Raw genomic sequence first — 17,224 nt, 5'->3', positions numbered from 1 at the left:
GCTTATGCAACACTGATCTGCCCCTTCTTCAGCGCATCCATGACCGCGGCCTTCGTGCCATCGGCGACAATCTGCCCTCGGTCGATGACCACCAGGCGGTCCACCAGCGACAACAGCGAGGCGCGGTGGGTGACCAAGAGCACGGTCTTGCCCTCGATCACCGCCTGCAGCCGCTGCTTGAGGCGTTCTTCGCCGGTGTTGTCCATGGCGCTGGTGGGCTCGTCGAGCAGCAGGATCTGCGGGTTGAGCAGCAGTGCACGGCCCAGGGCGACGTTCTGCCGCTGGCCGCCGGAGAGGTTCTGGCCACGCTCGCCGACCTGCAGCTCATAGCCATCCGGGTGCAGCCGGGCAAACTCGTGCACGCCGGCAAGCTCCGCCGCCTGCAGCACCAGCTCATCTTCGATGTAGCGAGCACCGCTGACCAAGTTGTCACGCAGGGTACCGGCCAGCAGCTGGATGTCCTGGGGCACGTAACCGATGTTGTGGCGCAACTCGCTGACATCCACCTGGCGAATGTCCACGCCATCGATCAGCAACGAGCCGTTATCGGCCTGGTAGAGGCCGACGATCAGCTTGGCCAGGGAGCTCTTGCCCGAGCCGCTGCGGCCAATGATGCCGACCTTTTCGCCCGGTCGAATGTTCAGGTTGATACCCTTGAGCGCCTGGTTCTGCTGGTTCGGGTAGGTAAAGTCGACCCCTCGGAACTCGATGGCGCCTTGCAGGGTGCGACGGCTCATGGGCCGCTCCTCGAAATTGCGCTCCTGAGGCAGCTCCATCATCTGGTCGGTGGCGGTCATGGTCACCTTGGCCTGCTGGTAGCGCGCCAGCAGCCCATTGAGCTGGCTGAGCGGGCCGAGGGCGCGGCCGCTGAGCATGTAGCAGGCCACCAGCCCGCCCATGCTGAGCTGGCCGTCGATGATCAGGTAGACGCCGACGCAGATCATCGCTACGCCTGCCAGTTGCTGGACCAGTGAGGTGATGTTCATCGCCAGGCTCGACAGCATCTTGACCCGCAGCTCCAGACGGCTGAGGGTGCCAAGGGTCTGCTCCCACATGTACTGGCGTTCGCTTTCGGCGTTGTTGACCTTCACCGCATCGAGTCCCGCCAGGGTCTCGATCAGGCTGGACTGGCGCTCCGCGGCCAGGGCCATGGTTCGCTCCATGGTAGCCATCAGCGGTTTTTGCAGGGCGTAGCCGATACCCAAGGCCAGCGGGAAGGCAATGATCGGGATCCACACCAGATGCCCACCGATGATGGCGATGACGATCAGGATGAGGACGGTGAATGGCAGGTCGATCAGGCTGGTGAGGGTCAGCGAGGCAAGGAAATCGCGCAGCCCCTGGAATTCATGAATGTTCTGGGCAAAGCTGCCGACCCTGGCGGGGCGGTACTTCATGGCCATGCCGACGATGCGCTCGAACAGGGTCGCCGAAATGATCAGGTCGGTCTTCTTGCCGGCAAGGTCCAGGCAGAGGCTGCGCAAGCCCTTTAGGATCAGGTCGAAGATATAGGCGCCCGTGATACCGATCGCCAGCACCCACAGGGTCGAGGTGGCCTGGTTGGGCACCACCCGATCGTAGACGTTCATCACGAATAGCGGCGCGGCCAGGGCGATGAGGTTGATCACCAGGCTCGCGGCGATGGCATCGATGTACAGCCAGCAGCTGCGCATCAGGGTGTCGCGGAACCAGGAGCGGGCGCGCGGGATCAGGTTGCCGTGGTTGACGTCGAACTTGTGCTGCGGCTGGGCGAAGAACACCAAGCCACTGTAGTCGTCCAGCAGCGCCTCGCGGCTGACATGCACCTCGCCACCGTCGCTCTCGCTGAGCAGCAGACGTGCAGTGTCCTGGTTCTCCCAGCCGAGCAGGACGGCGCTGCGCCCCTCCTTGAGCAGCAGCATGGCCGGCATCGCGATGCTGGGGATGTGCTCGAGCTTGCGCTGCAGCAAGCGCCCCTGCAGGCCGGCCCGGGCGGCCGCGCGGGGCAGCAGCTCGGGGCTCAGGCGCTGGGCAGGCAGCGGTAGGCCGGTGGTCAGCATGGCCCGACTGGCGGGTTTCTGATGCAGGACACACAGGGTCAGCAGACTGTCCAGCAAGGGGTCGTCATGCTGACTGCGTGGATCGTGGCTGAGTTGGACTCGACGGACTTCGGATTCCACGCGGCGCTCTCTTCATCCTTGGTTTAGATGGGGCGGGTGCACCTTTCAGTTCATGCCTGGAAGGTTCACTTTGGGTTTCAGGTCGTTCTGCACAACGGTGGCCATGGGAGCTACGACACCCTGGCTCTTGAGCAGCTGGCCAATGGTCGCCTTGATTCGATATTGAGTAAACAATTGTAGGTTTTTTACCTCTACGAGACGACGCTGGGCAGTGAAGGTTTCATTCTCACTGTCGAGCAAGTCGAGCAAGGTGCGCTCGCCCAGGCTGAACTGCTGCTGATAGGCACTGCGTACACGGTTGCTGTGGTCGACGTATTGCTGGGCGATCGGCAACTGGGCATTGGCGTTGTCCAGAGCATTCCAGGCCAGGCCCAGTTCTTCATTGAGCTGGCGCAAGGCATTGTTGCGAATGTCCAGCGCCTGGTTGGCCAGGTACGACTTGGACTGCAGGTCGGCCTTGTTGCTGCCGCCGGCATACAGGTTGAAGTTCATGCGCAGCATCGCCTGCCACTCGTTGTTGTGGCCGCGGGCACCGTCCAGGTTGTTATCGGCCGTGCGGCCGAGTTCTGCATCGAAGCGAGGGTAGAACGTGGACTTGGCCGCCTCGTACTGTTTCTCCGCAGCCGCGATATCCGATTCGGCCGAACGCAGCACCGGGCTGCTCTCGATCATCTGCAAGCGCGCCTCTTCCAGGTTGGCCGGCAGCAGGTCGATGAACGGTGCGGGCTTGCTGAGTTCATCCGGCATCTGGCCCACCACGCTCAGGTAGTTGGTGTTGGCATCGGCCAGGTTGGTCTGCTCGGTGATGAGGTTGTTGCGCGCCTGGGCCAGACGCGCCTCGGCCTGGTCGAGGTCGGCCATGCGCCCAACACCGCGGCTGGTACGCAGCTGGATCTGGTCGAGGATGCGTTCGTGGTTGCGCAGGTTGTCCTCGGCCAGGCGCACCATCTCGCGACGCGCCAATACATCCAGGTACACCTGGGCGACCGTCAACGCGGTGCGTTCGGAAGTCCCCATCAGCGAGTAGGCACGGGCGTTGACGGTGGCTTGTTGACGCCCGACCTCGCTGGAGGTGGCGAAACCGTCAAAAACCATTTGCCGAAGACGCACGGCGGACTCGCCACGGTTCAGCGTTTCCCATCGATTGCCGGTGCTCGGGCTGTCGGTCCCCTCCCGACCATAGCCGGCCGTCAGGTCGACCCGCGGCAAATAGCCGCCCTGCGCGGCGCGCAGTTGATAGTCCGCAGCCACCCGGGCGTTGACTCCGGCCTGGATTTCCGGATGCACCTCGAGCGCCTTCTGCATGGCTTCAGGCAGGGTTTGTGCTTGGGCGAAAGTGGCGGCGAAAGCCAGAGGAATAGCGGTGAACAGTGACGCACGCATTTTTACTGATTCCCGAGGGAGCTGTTGTCCCAAATCACAGCCGTAGCTGTTCCAACCTTGGAAAATGGCGGCCTGATGGACCGTAGTACGGACTTCCGGAGGGGTACTGGATGTACGAAGGAAGGGTGGCTGCCGGTTAAATATCAATGTGACATTACTTGGACGATTGTTTAGGATGGCAACCAGAAGGTCAATAGTTTGGCATAAAGTTAATAGCCAGAAATTATAGACGTAAATTTGACGAATTAATGCGTCAAAACTTTTTTGAACTATTCCATCGGAAGGCCGCACACGTACATCGGCTGGGCATGGAAGCCACCTGAACGGGAAACCCGGAGAGTCCAATGAGCAGTGTTGTTGCTATCGTCAAAAGCATTGTTGGCCAAGTCATCGCAGAATCCCCTGAAGGTGTCCGCCGTGTACTGGTCGAAGGCGACCGCCTGTTCGCCGGCGAGCAGGTGCTGACCGGCCCGGGCGGTGCTGTCACCCTGGAGTTGGCTGATGGCCGCCTGCTCGATTTGGGCCGCGACACCCAATGGAGCGCCGACACGCCCGACAGCACTGCCGACCTGAGCCAGGCGACCGCCCAGGCGGCCCCCTCCGTGGAAGAACTGCAACAGGCCATTGCCGCAGGCCTCGACCCGACCACCGAACTGGAAGCGCCGGCAGCCGGCCCGGCCTCGGCGGGTGGCAACGGCGCCCTGGGGGGCGGCCATAGCTTCGTGATGCTCGAGGAGACTGCGGGTGCCGTGGACCCGACCATCGGCTTCCCGACCGATCCGCTGGGCTTTGCCATCGCGCAAGCCAACGAGGAAATCGGCGGGCTCGACCCCAACGGCACGACGACCAACAACATCATCCCCGTCGCCACTGGGCTGACCCTGACCGCCACCCCTTCGATCACCGAAGCAGGTGGCGTAATCGTCTACACCGCTACTGTGGGCCAGCCGCCACTGACCAACCTGACCGTGACCCTGTCCAACGGCGCTGTCATCGTAATTCCGGCTGGCCAAACCAGCGCCAGCGTCAATGTCACCATCGCGCCCAATGACACGGTGTATGTCGACGGCGGCGAAATCTCCGCCTCCATCACCGGCACCAGCGGTGGCAATGGCTTGGTCGTCACCCCCGACACGCGCCCGGCGGTGACCGAAGTCACCGACACCATCGACAACACCACCGCCACGCTGACCGCAACGCCGAGCGTGAGCGAAGGCGGTGTGATCACTTATACCGTGACCCTGAGCAACCCGGCGCAGACACCGGTCACCGTGACCCTGTCCAATGGCCAGACCATCACCATCAAGGCTGGCGAAACCACCGGTACCGTGGACTTCCAGACCCCGGCCAATGACGTCTACAACAATGGCAGCACCGTCAGCACCACCATTACCGGCGCCACCGGCGGCAACTTCGAGCAGCTGACACCGAACCCGGCACCTGCCGAAACCGTCATCACCGACTCGGTCGACATCACCAGTGTCACCCTGACCGCGACGCCAGGCATTACCGAAGGGGGCGTGATCACCTACACCGCCACCCTGAGCAACCCGGCGCAGACACCGGTCACCGTGACCTTGTCCAATGGCCAGACCATCACCATCAAGGCTGGCGAAACCACCGGTACCGTGGACTTCCAGACCCCGGCCAATGACGTCTACAACAATGGCAGCACCGTCAGCACCACCATTACAGGCGCGAGCGGTGGCAACTTCGAGCAGCTGACGCCGAACCCGGCGCCTGCCGAAACCGTCATCACCGATTCGGTCGACACTACCAGCGTCACCCTGACCGCGACGCCAGGCATTACCGAAGGGGGCGTGATCACCTACACCGCCACCCTGAGCAACCCGGCACAGACACCGGTCACCGTGACCTTGTCCAATGGCCAGACCATCACCATCAAGGCCGGCGAAACCACCGGCACCGTGAACTTCCAGACACCGGCCAATGACGTCTACAACAACGGCAGCACCGTCAGCACCACCATTACCGGCGCCACCGGCGGCAACTTCGAGCAGCTGACGCCGAACCCGGCACCTGCCGAAACCGTCATCACCGACTCGATCGACACCACCAGCGTCATCCTGACCGCGACGCCAGGTATCACCGAAGGGGGCGTGATTACCTACACCGCCACCCTGAGCAACCCAGCGCAAACGCCAGTCACCGTGACCCTGTCCAATGGCCAGACCATCACCATCAAGGCTGGCGAGACCACCGGTACCGTAGACTTCCAGACCCCGGCCAATGATGTCTTCGTCAATGGCAGCACTGTCAGCACGACCATTACAGGCGCGAGCGGTGGCAACTTCGAGAAGCTGACGACCAACACTACACCTGCCGAGACCCAGATCAAGGACAGTATCGACACGGTGACGGTCAGCATCACTGGCAACGGCGATGTAACCGAGGCCCAACAGCCGGCCTTCACTGTCAAGGTCAGCCAGAAGCTGGATCACGACCTGACCGTCACGTTGAGCAATGGGGACAAAGTGGTCATCAAGGCTGGCGAGACCGAGATCGAGTACAAGCTCGACGCCCAGGGCGACGACGTATTCACCGATCCGGGCAAGGTAACATTGGGCGTTACCGATGCCAGCGTTGATGGCAAGCAGTTCGAAGACCTGCAACTGGGTGGCGAAGCGAGCGTTACGATCACCGATACAGTCAGCGAAGTGACGGCCACGTTGTCTGTGGATAAATCGAGCGTTACGGAAGGTGGTGAGATTACCTATACCGTGACCCTGAGCAATGGCCAGAAACTGCCGGTCAACGGCCATGGTGGCCTGGTCTTCACTCTGACCGACGGCACCAAGGTTTCTATCCCCGCCGGCAGCGCCAGCGGCTCTATCACCGTCAAAGCGCCGGACGATGTATTCACCGGCGGCCAACCGACCATTACCAACAAGCTTGAGTCGGTAGAGGGCGGTGAGAAGTTCGAGAAACTGACTTTGGGTGAGAATTCTGTTTCGACGGAAATCACCGATGAACCAGGTTCGGGCACCAATACCGGCAACGAAGGCGACAAGTTCGAAGTCACCATCGTCAGCAAAGGTGATGTCACCGAAGATCAGCTGCCGACCTTCACCATCCGGATCAGTGAAAAGCTCGAGCACGATGTCACCGTCACGCTGAGCAACAACCAGCAGGTCGTCATTCAAGCGGGTAAAACGGAAGTCGATTATTCGTTGCCGGCTCAGGGCGATGATGTATTCAAAGACGCAGATGAAGTTTCGCTGGGCGTGACCGATGCGACCGTCGCCGGCAAGCAATTCGAGAATCTGCAACTGGGCGATGACGCCACGGTCAAAATTACCGACACCGAAAGCGAAGTCGTTGCAACCCTCACCGTCGATAAGACCAGCGTCACCGAGGGCGGCGAGATTACCTATACCGTCACGCTGAGCAACGGCCAGAAATTGCCGGTGACAGGCCATAACGGTCTTCAATTCACCCTGTCGGACGGCACCAAGGTTTCTATTCCCGCCGGCAGCGCCAGCGGCTCTATTACTGTCAAAGCACCGGACGACGTATTCACCGGCGGCCAGCCGACCATCACCAACAAGCTTGAGTCGGTAGAGGGCGGTGAGAAGTTCGAGAAACTGACCCTCGACGATCAAGCCGTTTCGACGAAAATCACCGATGAGCCAGGCTCGGGCACGGGTACTGGCACCGGCAACGAAGGCGACAAATTCGAAGTCACCATCGTCAGCAAAGGGGATGTCACCGAAGACCAGCAGCCGTCCTTCACCATCCGGATCAGCGAAAAGCTTGAGCATGATGTCACCGTCACGCTGAGCAACAATCAACAGGTTGTTATCCAAGCCGGCAAAACCGAAGTCGATTACTTGCTGCCGGCCCAAGGTGATGATGTATTCAAAGACGCAGATGAAGTTTCGCTGGGCGTGACCGATGCGACCGTCGCCGGCAAGCAATTCGAGAATCTGCAACTGGGCGATGACGCCACGGTCAAAATTACCGACACCGAAAGCGAAGTCGTTGCAACCCTCACCGTCGATAAGACCAGCGTCACCGAGGGCGGCGAGATTACCTATACCGTCACGCTGAGCAACGGCCAGAAATTGCCGGTGACAGGCCATAACGGTCTTCAATTCACCCTGTCGGACGGCACCAAGGTTTCTATTCCCGCCGGCAGCGCCAGCGGCTCTATTACTGTCAAAGCACCGGACGACGTATTCACCGGCGGCCAGCCGACCATCACCAACAAGCTTGAGTCGGTAGAGGGCGGTGAGAAGTTCGAGAAACTGACCCTCGACGATCAAGCCGTTTCGACGAAAATCACCGATGAGCCAGGCTCGGGCACGGGTACTGGCACCGGCAACGAAGGCGACAAATTCGAAGTCACCATCGTCAGCAAAGGGGATGTCACCGAAGACCAGCAGCCGTCCTTCACCATCCGGATCAGCGAAAAGCTTGAGCATGATGTCACCGTCACGCTGAGCAACAATCAACAGGTTGTTATCCAAGCCGGCAAAACCGAAGTCGATTACTTGCTGCCGGCCCAAGGTGATGATGTATTCAAAGACGCAGATGAAGTTTCGCTGGGCGTGACCGATGCGACCGTCGCCGGCAAGCAATTCGAGAATCTGCAACTGGGCGATGACGCCACGGTCAAAATTACCGACACCGAAAGCGAAGTCGTTGCAACCCTCACCGTCGATAAGACCAGCGTCACCGAGGGCGGCGAGATTACCTATACCGTCACGCTGAGCAACGGCCAGAAATTGCCGGTGACAGGCCATAACGGTCTTCAATTCACCCTGTCGGACGGCACCAAGGTTTCTATCCCCGCCGGCAGCGCCAGCGGCTCCATTACTGTTAAAGCGCCGGATGACGTATTCACCGGCGGCCAGCCGACCATTACCAACAAGCTTGAGTCGGTAGAGGGCGGTGAGAAGTTCGAGAAACTGACTTTGGGTGAGAATTCTGTTTCGACGGAAATCACCGATGAGCCAGGTTCGGGCACCAATACCGGCAACGAAGGCGATAAGTTTGAAGTCACTATCGTCAGCAAGGGTGATGTGACCGAGGACCAGCAGCCGACCTTCACCATTCGGATCAGCGAAAAACTCGAGCACGATGTCACCGTCACGCTTAGCAACAACCAACAGGTTGTTATCCAAGCCGGCAAAACCGAAGTCGATTATTCGTTGCCGGCCCAGGGCGATGACGTATTCAAGGACGCAGATGAAGTTTCGCTGGGCGTGACCGATGCGACCGTTGCCGGTAAGCAGTTCGAAAACCTGCAACTGGGCGACAAGGCCACCGTCAACATCACCGACACGATCAGCGAAGTGAAAGCCACGCTGTCTGTGGATAAATCTACTGTCGCCGAAGGCGGTGAAATTACTTACACCGTCACGCTGAGCAATGGCCAGAAACTACCGGTCAACGGCCACGGTGGCCTGGTCTTCACTCTGACCGATGGCACCAAGGTTTCTATCCCCGCCGGCAGCGCCAGCGGCTCTATCACCGTCAAAGCGCCGGACGACGTATTCACCGGTGGCCAGCCGACCATCACCAACAAGCTTGAATCGGTAGAGGGCAGTGAGAAGTTCGAGAAACTGACTTTGGGTGAGAATTCTGTTTCGACGGAAATCACCGATGAACCAGGTTCGGGCACAGGTACTGGCACCGGCAACGAGGGCGACAAGTTCGAAGTCACCATCGTCAGCAAGGGTGACGTCACCGAAGATCAGCAGCCGACCTTCACCATCCGGATCAGCGAAAAGCTCGAGCACGATGTAACGGTCACGCTGAGCAACAACCAGCAGGTCGTCATTCAAGCGGGTAAAACGGAGGTCGATTATTCGTTGCCGGCCCAAGGTGATGATGTATTCAAAGACGCAGGTAAAGTTTCGCTGGGCGTGACCGATGCGACCGTCGCCGGCAAGCAATTCGAGAATCTGCAACTGGGCGATGACGCCACGGTCAAAATTACCGATACCGAAAGCGAAGTCGTTGCAACCCTCACCGTCGATAAGACCAGCGTCACCGAAGGCGGCGAGATTACCTATACCGTCACCCTGAGCAATGGCCAGAAACTGCCGGTCAACGGCCATGGTGGCCTGGTCTTCACTCTGACCGACGGCACCAAGGTTTCTGTCCCCGCCGGCAGCGCCAGCGGCTCTATTACCGTCAAAGCACCGGATGACGTGTTCACCGGTGGGCAGCCGACCATTACCAACAAGCTTGAATCGGTAGAAGGTGGCGACAAGTTCGAGAAGCTGACCCTCGACGATCAATCCGTCTCGACTGACATCACCGATGAGCCAGGTTCGGGCACCAATACCGGCAACGAAGGCGATAAGTTTGAAGTCACTATCGTCAGCAAGGGTGATGTGACCGAGGACCAGCAGCCGACCTTCACCATTCGGATCAGCGAAAAGCTCGAGCACGATGTCACCGTCACGCTGAGCAACAACCAGCAGGTCGTCATTCAAGCGGGTAAAACGGAAGTCGATTATTCGTTGCCGGCTCAGGGCGATGACGTATTCAAGGACGCAGATGAAGTTTCGCTGGGCGTGACCGATGCGACCGTTGCCGGTAAGCAGTTCGAGAATCTGCAACTGGGCGATGACGCCACGGTCAAGATTACCGATACCGAAAGCGAAGTCGTTGCAACCCTCACCGTCGATAAGACCAGCGTCACCGAGGGCGGCGAGATTACCTATACCGTCACCCTGAGCAATGGCCAGAAACTACCGGTCAACGGCCACGGTGGCCTGGTCTTCACTCTGACCGATGGCACCAAGATCACCATCCCGGCCGGTAGCGCCAGCGGGTCCCTGACCATCACCACCAAGGACGACCCCTACGTCGGCGGGCAAGCGAGCCTGGTGAACAAACTCGTATCGGTCGAGGGCGGCGCCAACTTCGAGAAATTGAGCCTCGACGGCACCACGCTGACCACTACCGTGACCGATGAGCCAAGCGGCCAGGGCGACCTGACCACGATTGGTATCAGCGGCGACAGGTCGGTTATCGAAGGCGATACCGCTCATTACAATCTGACCCTGAGCAACCCAGCCAAGAGCGAAGTCACGGTTACCCTGTCCTACAGCGGTACCGCCACCGACGGCGTGGACTTCCAAGGTGTCGTCACGGTGAAGGTCCCGGTCAACAGCACCGGGACCAGCTTCGACATCCGGACCATCGATGACCGCTTCGCCGAAGGTGCCGAGCACTTCGTGGTGAAGATCGACAAGGTCAGCGGCGGCGGTTTCGAAAACCTGCAAGTCGATGCGAACAATGCCAGCGTCACCACCACCATCATCGACAATGACCATGTGCCGGTGTCCACTGGCGGCGCCGTCACCGGTGTGGAAGACCTCGGCTATACCTTCGGTTGGAGCGACTTCAATGTCTCCGATGCCGATGGCAATACCGAGCTGGGTGTAACCATCAGCCAGCTGCCGGGCCAGGGAAGCCTGAAGTTCTTCGATGGCAGCAATTGGGTCGACGTCAAGGTCAACCAGACCATCAGCCAGCAGGACATCGATGCTGGCCACCTCAAATTCGTGCCGAAGGCCAACGAGTCGGGTGTCGATGGCTACGGTGGCACGGGTGTCGGCAACCAGCAGGCCGACTACGCCCACATCAAGTACAAACCGAACGATGGCACCAATATCGGTGGCGAAGTCACCCTGAAGGTGGACATCACCCCCGTAGCCGACAAACCGACCCTGGAGATCGGCAGCAACACCATCGACTCCATCGGCCTGACCAAAGAAACCTGGAACAGCCTAAAAGGCCTGGGTACCGGCGGCAATGGCATCACCGGCAAGGCGTTGCAGGATGTGTTCGCCAACTCCGGCCAGGCCAGCAAGTCAGAAACGACCAGCAATGTGCAGTCCGTGAGCGACGTGACGCCTGGCACCGGCACCAAGGTTTCCGGCCTGATCTACCTGGAGGCCGGCCAGACCTATACCTTCAGCGGCACAGCCGATGACAGCATGGTCATCAATATCGGCGGCACCAATGTGGTGGAGGCTACCTGGGGTGCGGGTGGCAAGGTCTCGGGCAGTTTCACTCCGCCCAAGAGCGGCTACTACACACTGGAAATGCTTCATGCCAACCAGGCAGGTCCCGGTAGTTACGACGTCAACATCCGAGTCGGCACCGGGCCGGTGACAGACCTCAACAGCGGCGCCGTCCCGATGTTCCCGAACGTGGATGCTCTGGTGAATGCAGGCGTCAGCGTCTCCGAGCTGCATGGCGATGGTGGCAGGGGTTACTACGATGGCTTCAAGCTCAACGAAAGCGCCGAGAACGGCACGGTCAAGCTGGTAGGGATTTCCACCCAGCTGACCGATACCGATGGCTCCGAGTCGCTGAACGTCAAGCTGGGCGGCATCCCGCAAGGCTCTGTGCTCAGCGACGGCGCCGGCCACAGCGTGACCGTGGGCAAGACCGAGGTCGACGTGACGGGCTGGAACCTCAACGGTCTGACCATCAAGCCACCTGCGTATTACCAGGGCCAGTTCGATGTGAAGGTCACCTCGACGTCCACCGAAAGCGTCGGCGGCAGCAAGGCCGTCAGCGAAGGCTCGATCAAGGTCACGGTGTATCCGGATATCTACAACACCAGCAACCTCACGGTGGACAACGACAGCGTTACCGGCACCACCGGGAATGACATCGTGGTTGCCGACGTCAATGGCCTGCATGTAGTACCGGGCCAGGACTACAACCTGGCGTTCATCGTCGATACCTCCGGCAGCATGGGCTCATCTGGCGTGACCACAGCACGCAATTCGCTGAAATCGGTTTTCGAGACGCTGGCCAACAGCGTCAAGGGCGCGCAGTCCGGCACCGTGAATGTCCTGCTGGTGGACTTCTCCACTCAGGTCAACACGACCATTTCGGTGAACCTCGCCAACAAAAATGCCCTGGCGGACCTCAATACCGCGCTGGACAAGCTGCGCGCTACCGGCAACACCAACTACGAAGATGCGTTCAAGACCACCGCAAACTGGTTCCATGAGTTGATGGCAGCAGGCAGCACCGGCAGTCGCCAGACATTCTTCATCACCGATGGCAAGCCCAACTACTATCAAAGTGGTGAGCGCCCCAATCCAACCTTCGGTTATTCAGGCTACAAATTGGATGAGGTGCTGGACGGCTACAAGATTGGCACCGTCGTGGACCGGGAAATGCTTGGCAGCAATACCCGTTACAGCATCGACAAGAACGGGTACCTGACCGTTGAATACAAAAGCGATGGCAGGTGGTGGACCGACTCCAATGCCACAGGACAATTGCATGCCCAAGGCGACGGAACCTACGAGCTTGCCGAAGTCACCGCGGGCCGCTGGCAATCAACCGTAGATCAGAATTCCCAGCAAGGCTTCGAGAAGCTGTCAGAGGTATCCACTGTCGAAGCCATCGGCCTGAACAAAGGCGTCAATGCCAACGACCTGAAGCCCTACGACAGCGACGGCAAGCCGCAAACCAACATCGACCCGAGCAAGCTGGCCGAAGCCATCCTGGGCCACACCGAAGCGGCCGCGCCAGGCAATGACACGGTCAACGGCGGCGATGGTCACGACATCATCTTCGGCGACCTGATCAGCTTCGATGCGATCCCGGGTAACGGCGTCGAGGCCATGCAGGCCTATGTGGCCGGCAAGCTGGGCACCACTGCCGACCAGGTCGACGGCCGTGTGCTGCACCAATACATCACCGAGCATGTCAGCGAGTTCGACATCTCGGGCAGCAACGATGGCAGCGACACCCTGCTTGGCGGCGACGGCAACGACATCCTCTTCGGCCAGGGTGGCAATGACTTCCTGGACGGTGGCAAAGGCAATGACATCCTGCTGGGAGGTACCGGAAATGACACGCTGATCGGCGGGCAAGGCAACGATGTACTGGTCGGCGGCGGCGGTGCCGATATCTTCATGTGGAAGGCCGGCGACACCGGCCACGACGTCATCAAGGACTTCAACAGGGACCAGGGCGATCGCCTCGACCTGCGCGACCTGTTGCAGGGCGAGAAGGCCAGCACCATCGATGACTACCTGAAGATCACCACGGTCGGCGGCGATTCGACCCTGCAGATCAGCAGCCAAGGCAAGCTCAACGAGGCCGGCGGCCTGGCCAACGCCGACGTGACCATCAAGCTCGAGGGCGTCAACTGGTCGAACACCACGATCAACTCGTTGATCAGCGGTGGCGACCCGACCATCAAGATCGACAATTCCAACAGCTGAGCCCACCCGATGCGGCGGCCCTCGTGGCCGCCAGCGAGGCCTGGGCTTCCCGGGCCAATGCCTGACGGCGCATACTCGTGCGCCGACGGCACACCGGGTGAACTTTGCCTATGCTGCTGCCTACCAAGATGGAATCAATGTGACGAGGGTCGACGCCATGTTCTACGTGCAACGCGACGCCGCGGGCCAGCTGCAGCGAGTAGAAGCCGCGCCCTACGCCGAGTACACCGAAATACTCCCGGCCGACCATGCCGAAATCCAGGAATGGTTCGCCGACGATGTGGTGGAAAACAGCCTGCGTCAGCTCAAGCAGAGCGACCTGGACATGATCCGCGTATTGGAAGACCTGATCGAAGTGTTGACCACCAAGGGCGTTATCAGCATCACCGACCTGCCCGCTGGCGCCCAGGCCAAGCTGCTCAATCGCTCTTCGGCGCGCAAGGCATTGGGCAGCTTGACCAACCTGATCGAGGAAGACGAGGAAGGTGGGTTGATCTGAACTTCAGCACGTTGGGCTGTCCGGCGAACACCGGCCAGCCGATGCCATTTGTATTCAATTCCAGGGCGCAGGTTCGCCGACCAGTTGCCCCTGGACCCCTTGAATTCCCATCTCGCGCAACACCTGCAACTCGCCTTCTGTCTCGACACGCTCGGCAATCAGCGGCAGGTCGATGCTGTGCGCCGCCCGCTGCACAGCTTCGATGAACAAGCGCTTGTGCTGCTCCTGGTCGATGTTGCGGATGTAGCTGCCATCGATCTTCAGATAGGCCAGGCCCAAATGGGCCAGGTTGCCAATCATGCTGAAGCGGCCGCCAAAGCGTTGCAGTGCCAGGCCGAACCCCAGGGCATGCAGACGGCGCGTCAGTTGTTCGAGCGCCTGCTGCTCAGGCAATTGTTCCTCGCCGATCTCCAGCGTAAGACGCGAGCCAAACCCGGCATACTGGCTCAGCAATGCGTGGATCCGCTGTAGCGCACCGGCATCGGCCAAGGTCGCCGCAGACAGGTTCACCGCCAAGGCATCGCCATGGGTTCTCAGGTGCGCCAGCACTTTCTCCAGCACCAGCACATCCAGCCGTGGCATCCAGCCGAAGCGCTCCAGCCAGGGCAGGAAGCGCCCTGCCGCCACTGCCTCGGCCGAAGCATCGTGCAGGCGAGAAATGACCTTGTAGTGCAGCACCCGCTCCGGCCTACGGCTGTCGACCACCGGCTGGAAGAACAATTCGAATTGCCCCTTGGCCAGCGCCTGGTCCAACCGTTCATGCCAGGCATGATGGCTATCGGCGGCCTGCGCCGCGACCCCTTGCTCCAGGCATACCCAGCCAGGCTCAGGCTGGCTCTCGGCACGGGCCAGGGCTTCGTCGGCCAGCTTCAACAGTGCATGTGGCGCATCCCCTGGGCTATAAGGCGCAAGGCCTATGCAGGCCACCGGGTCGACATCGCTGGCGCCAGTCTGGTGCAGGCTTTGCAGGGTGGCCTCCAGAGCCTGGGCCAGCTGTATGGCCTCCTCATGGACCATGCCCGGCGCCAGCACAGCGAACTCGCCGCCACGGCTGCGGGTGATCAGGTTATTGGTTTCGGGGTAGTGGGCACAGGTTCGCCGTAACTGCTCACCCACCGCTTGCAACAACTGATCGGTACGCTGGCCGCCCAGGCGAGCATTCAGGCCCGCCAGGTCCTGCACCCGCAATAGCAGCAGGTAGCCTGCACGCGCGTCCTCCAGGTTGCTGACACGGGCGTTGAGCTGCATCTCGAAATAACGACGGTTGGCCAGACCCGTCAGGCTGTCCTGGTAAGACTCCGAGCGCAGCCTCTCGCTACGCTCGGCCTGTTCGTTGAACAATGCCTTGAGCTTCTCGACCATCTGGTTCATGGCCTGCACCACCCGGCGCAGTTCTGGCGTGCGTGGCAGCTCCGGCAGGCTGAGGAACTCGCGCCGGGCAATAGCGTGGGACTGGGCAACCATATAGTCCAGCGGACGCAACTGGCGCCGCAGCAACAGAGCGCCCAGTACAGCGCTCGCCGCGCCACACAGCAGCAGCCAGCCGAGACTGCCCAGAGCGCTCTGCCAAAGCTTGGCCAAGGCGAACATCGGGTGACTGACCACTTCGACCCGCGCCGCCTGCTGCCACCCACGGCTGACAATGGCATCGCCACCGGCCGGCTCCAGGCCGATCAGGCGAATGAACCAGGCGGGTACGCCATTGCTGTCTGGTTCGGCATGACGCTCTACCAATACGGCATTGGAGCCCAGGTCGACGACTTTGATGCTCGAGTAGTAACCGCTGTCGAAGATCGAGCTGACCATCAGCTCGACCATTGCCGGGTCGTCGATATTGGGGGTCAGCGACAGGGCCAGTGCAGTGGCCGCGTCCTGGGCATGGGAACGCAACTGGTTGACGTACTGGCTGCGCGAGCTTTCGAGGCTGACCATGAAGCTGCCGCTGAAGGCGACCACCAGGAACAGGCAAATGGCAAGCAGCAATTGTTTGAACAGTGACATCTGTGCTCCTTCAGTAGACCGGTTCGGCAGGGAACCCTTCGGCCTGCATTTTCTTCAGCAAATCCTGCCAACGGGACAAGCGCTTGGTATCGCCGACCTTCTTGTTGCCTGCGGCCCCAGTCAGCCACAAGCCTTCACCATTGAAGGCATATACCGGCAACAGGTCGGTACGCTGGCTGGCCGGCTTGATGGCATCCATCAGGCTGTCGAGCACCAACGGCTGGGCCTGTGGGCTTGAATAATAGGTCAGGACCATGTGCGCCCTGTTCTGGCGCAGGGCCTTGACGTAGGTAATGCGCAGTTTTTCGCTGGGTATGCCCATGCGCCTGAGGCTGAAGTACTTGGCGATCGCGTAGTCTTCGCAATCACCGGCGCCTTTGATCAGCGACTGGATCGGCGTCGCCCAGTAGTCGACGTCGTGCCACAGGTCGATATCCTCGACATAGCGCAGCTGTTGGTTGAAGAAGCGGTTGACCGCCTGCAGGCGATCCAGCTCGCTGCCCTGCTTCTGGGTGGCCAACAGGTTCTGCCAGGCATCGATACGACCTTGCCCCGCCCCCAACTGGCCATAGAGCGATTGCGCACGGCGGCTGATCTGGGAAAAATCCCAGTCCGCCTGCAAAACACCCGACAGCAGGCAGCCGAACAGCGCGGCAAGGCCAATGCGCCGCCAAGCTACTATCAGCATAGGGGGTGTTGTCACTGTGCAGACCCGTTCAGCCCCTGGAAAAGCCGTGATGGTGCTGCCTGTGGAAGGAAAAGACAATGGCACATTACAATCATGGTATGTTATCCAGAACCAGATTTCTTCCATATTCCAGAGAGAAAAGTACTGCTTTCCTCACCCTGGGAGTTCATTCACGATAGCCTCTTTCCTGCCTCGGCCTAACCCCCTTGGCCAGTGCGCACATCGTCGCGACAGTTTGACAATTGCCCCCTCAACT

General features: G+C 60.3%; 6 protein-coding genes. 2 read left to right on the top strand and 4 right to left on the bottom strand.

Features of this window, described 5'->3' with window-relative positions:
* Nucleotides 1-2: 2 nt before the first annotated feature.
* The gene (locus K8374_RS00695; RefSeq protein ID WP_224457575.1) at nucleotides 3-2,159 is read right to left on the bottom strand and encodes a type I secretion system permease/ATPase; all 2,157 of its coding nucleotides are present in this window, start codon (nucleotides 2,157-2,159) and stop codon (nucleotides 3-5) included.
* Between the two features lie 45 nt (nucleotides 2,160-2,204).
* Nucleotides 2,205-3,542, bottom strand: a complete 1,338-nt coding sequence (locus tag K8374_RS00690; RefSeq protein ID WP_224457574.1) for a TolC family outer membrane protein — start codon at nucleotides 3,540-3,542, stop codon at nucleotides 2,205-2,207.
* 344 nt (nucleotides 3,543-3,886) lie between these two features.
* Here K8374_RS00690 and K8374_RS00685 point away from each other — a divergent pair, with 344 nt between their 5' ends.
* Both K8374_RS00685 and K8374_RS00680 read left to right on the top strand, forming a co-directional pair.
* Entirely contained in the window at nucleotides 3,887-13,780 is a 9,894-nt protein-coding gene (locus K8374_RS00685; RefSeq protein ID WP_224457573.1) for a retention module-containing protein, read from the top strand.
* A 157-nt stretch (nucleotides 13,781-13,937) separates the two neighbouring features.
* On the top strand, nucleotides 13,938-14,279 hold the full coding sequence (locus K8374_RS00680) for a tryptophan synthase subunit beta (RefSeq protein WP_224459238.1): 342 nt from the start codon (nucleotides 13,938-13,940) through the stop codon (nucleotides 14,277-14,279).
* A 54-nt stretch (nucleotides 14,280-14,333) separates the two neighbouring features.
* Here the strand turns inward: K8374_RS00680 and lapD are convergent, their stop codons facing one another.
* Nucleotides 14,334-16,280 (bottom strand): cyclic di-GMP receptor LapD, encoded by a 1,947-nt coding sequence (gene lapD / locus K8374_RS00675; RefSeq protein WP_224457572.1) that lies wholly within the window; start codon nucleotides 16,278-16,280, stop codon nucleotides 14,334-14,336.
* Nucleotides 16,281-16,290: 10 nt separating this feature from the next.
* Nucleotides 16,291-17,052 carry a cysteine protease LapG gene (lapG, locus tag K8374_RS00670; protein ID WP_224457571.1) on the bottom strand — a complete coding sequence of 254 codons (762 nt, stop codon included), beginning with the start codon at nucleotides 17,050-17,052 and terminating at the stop codon, nucleotides 16,291-16,293.
* Between the last annotated feature and the right edge of the window lie 172 nt (nucleotides 17,053-17,224).

It is taken from the genome of Pseudomonas sp. p1(2021b), from assembly GCF_020151015.1.
Classification (GTDB): domain Bacteria; phylum Pseudomonadota; class Gammaproteobacteria; order Pseudomonadales; family Pseudomonadaceae; genus Aquipseudomonas; species Aquipseudomonas putida_K.
This window is presented reverse-complemented; position numbering and strand designations above follow the sequence as displayed.

Excerpts from the sequence above, each read along its gene's own strand:
- K8374_RS00685 (WP_224457573.1), top strand. The coding sequence starts at position 3,887 with ATGAGCAGTGTTGTTGCTATCGTCAAAAGCATTGTTGGCCAAGTCATC.
- lapD (WP_224457572.1), bottom strand. The coding sequence starts at position 16,280 with ATGTCACTGTTCAAACAATTGCTGCTTGCCATTTGCCTGTTCCTGGTG.
- K8374_RS00680 (WP_224459238.1), top strand. The coding sequence starts at position 13,938 with ATGTTCTACGTGCAACGCGACGCCGCGGGCCAGCTGCAGCGAGTAGAA.
- K8374_RS00690 (WP_224457574.1), bottom strand. The coding sequence starts at position 3,542 with ATGCGTGCGTCACTGTTCACCGCTATTCCTCTGGCTTTCGCCGCCACT.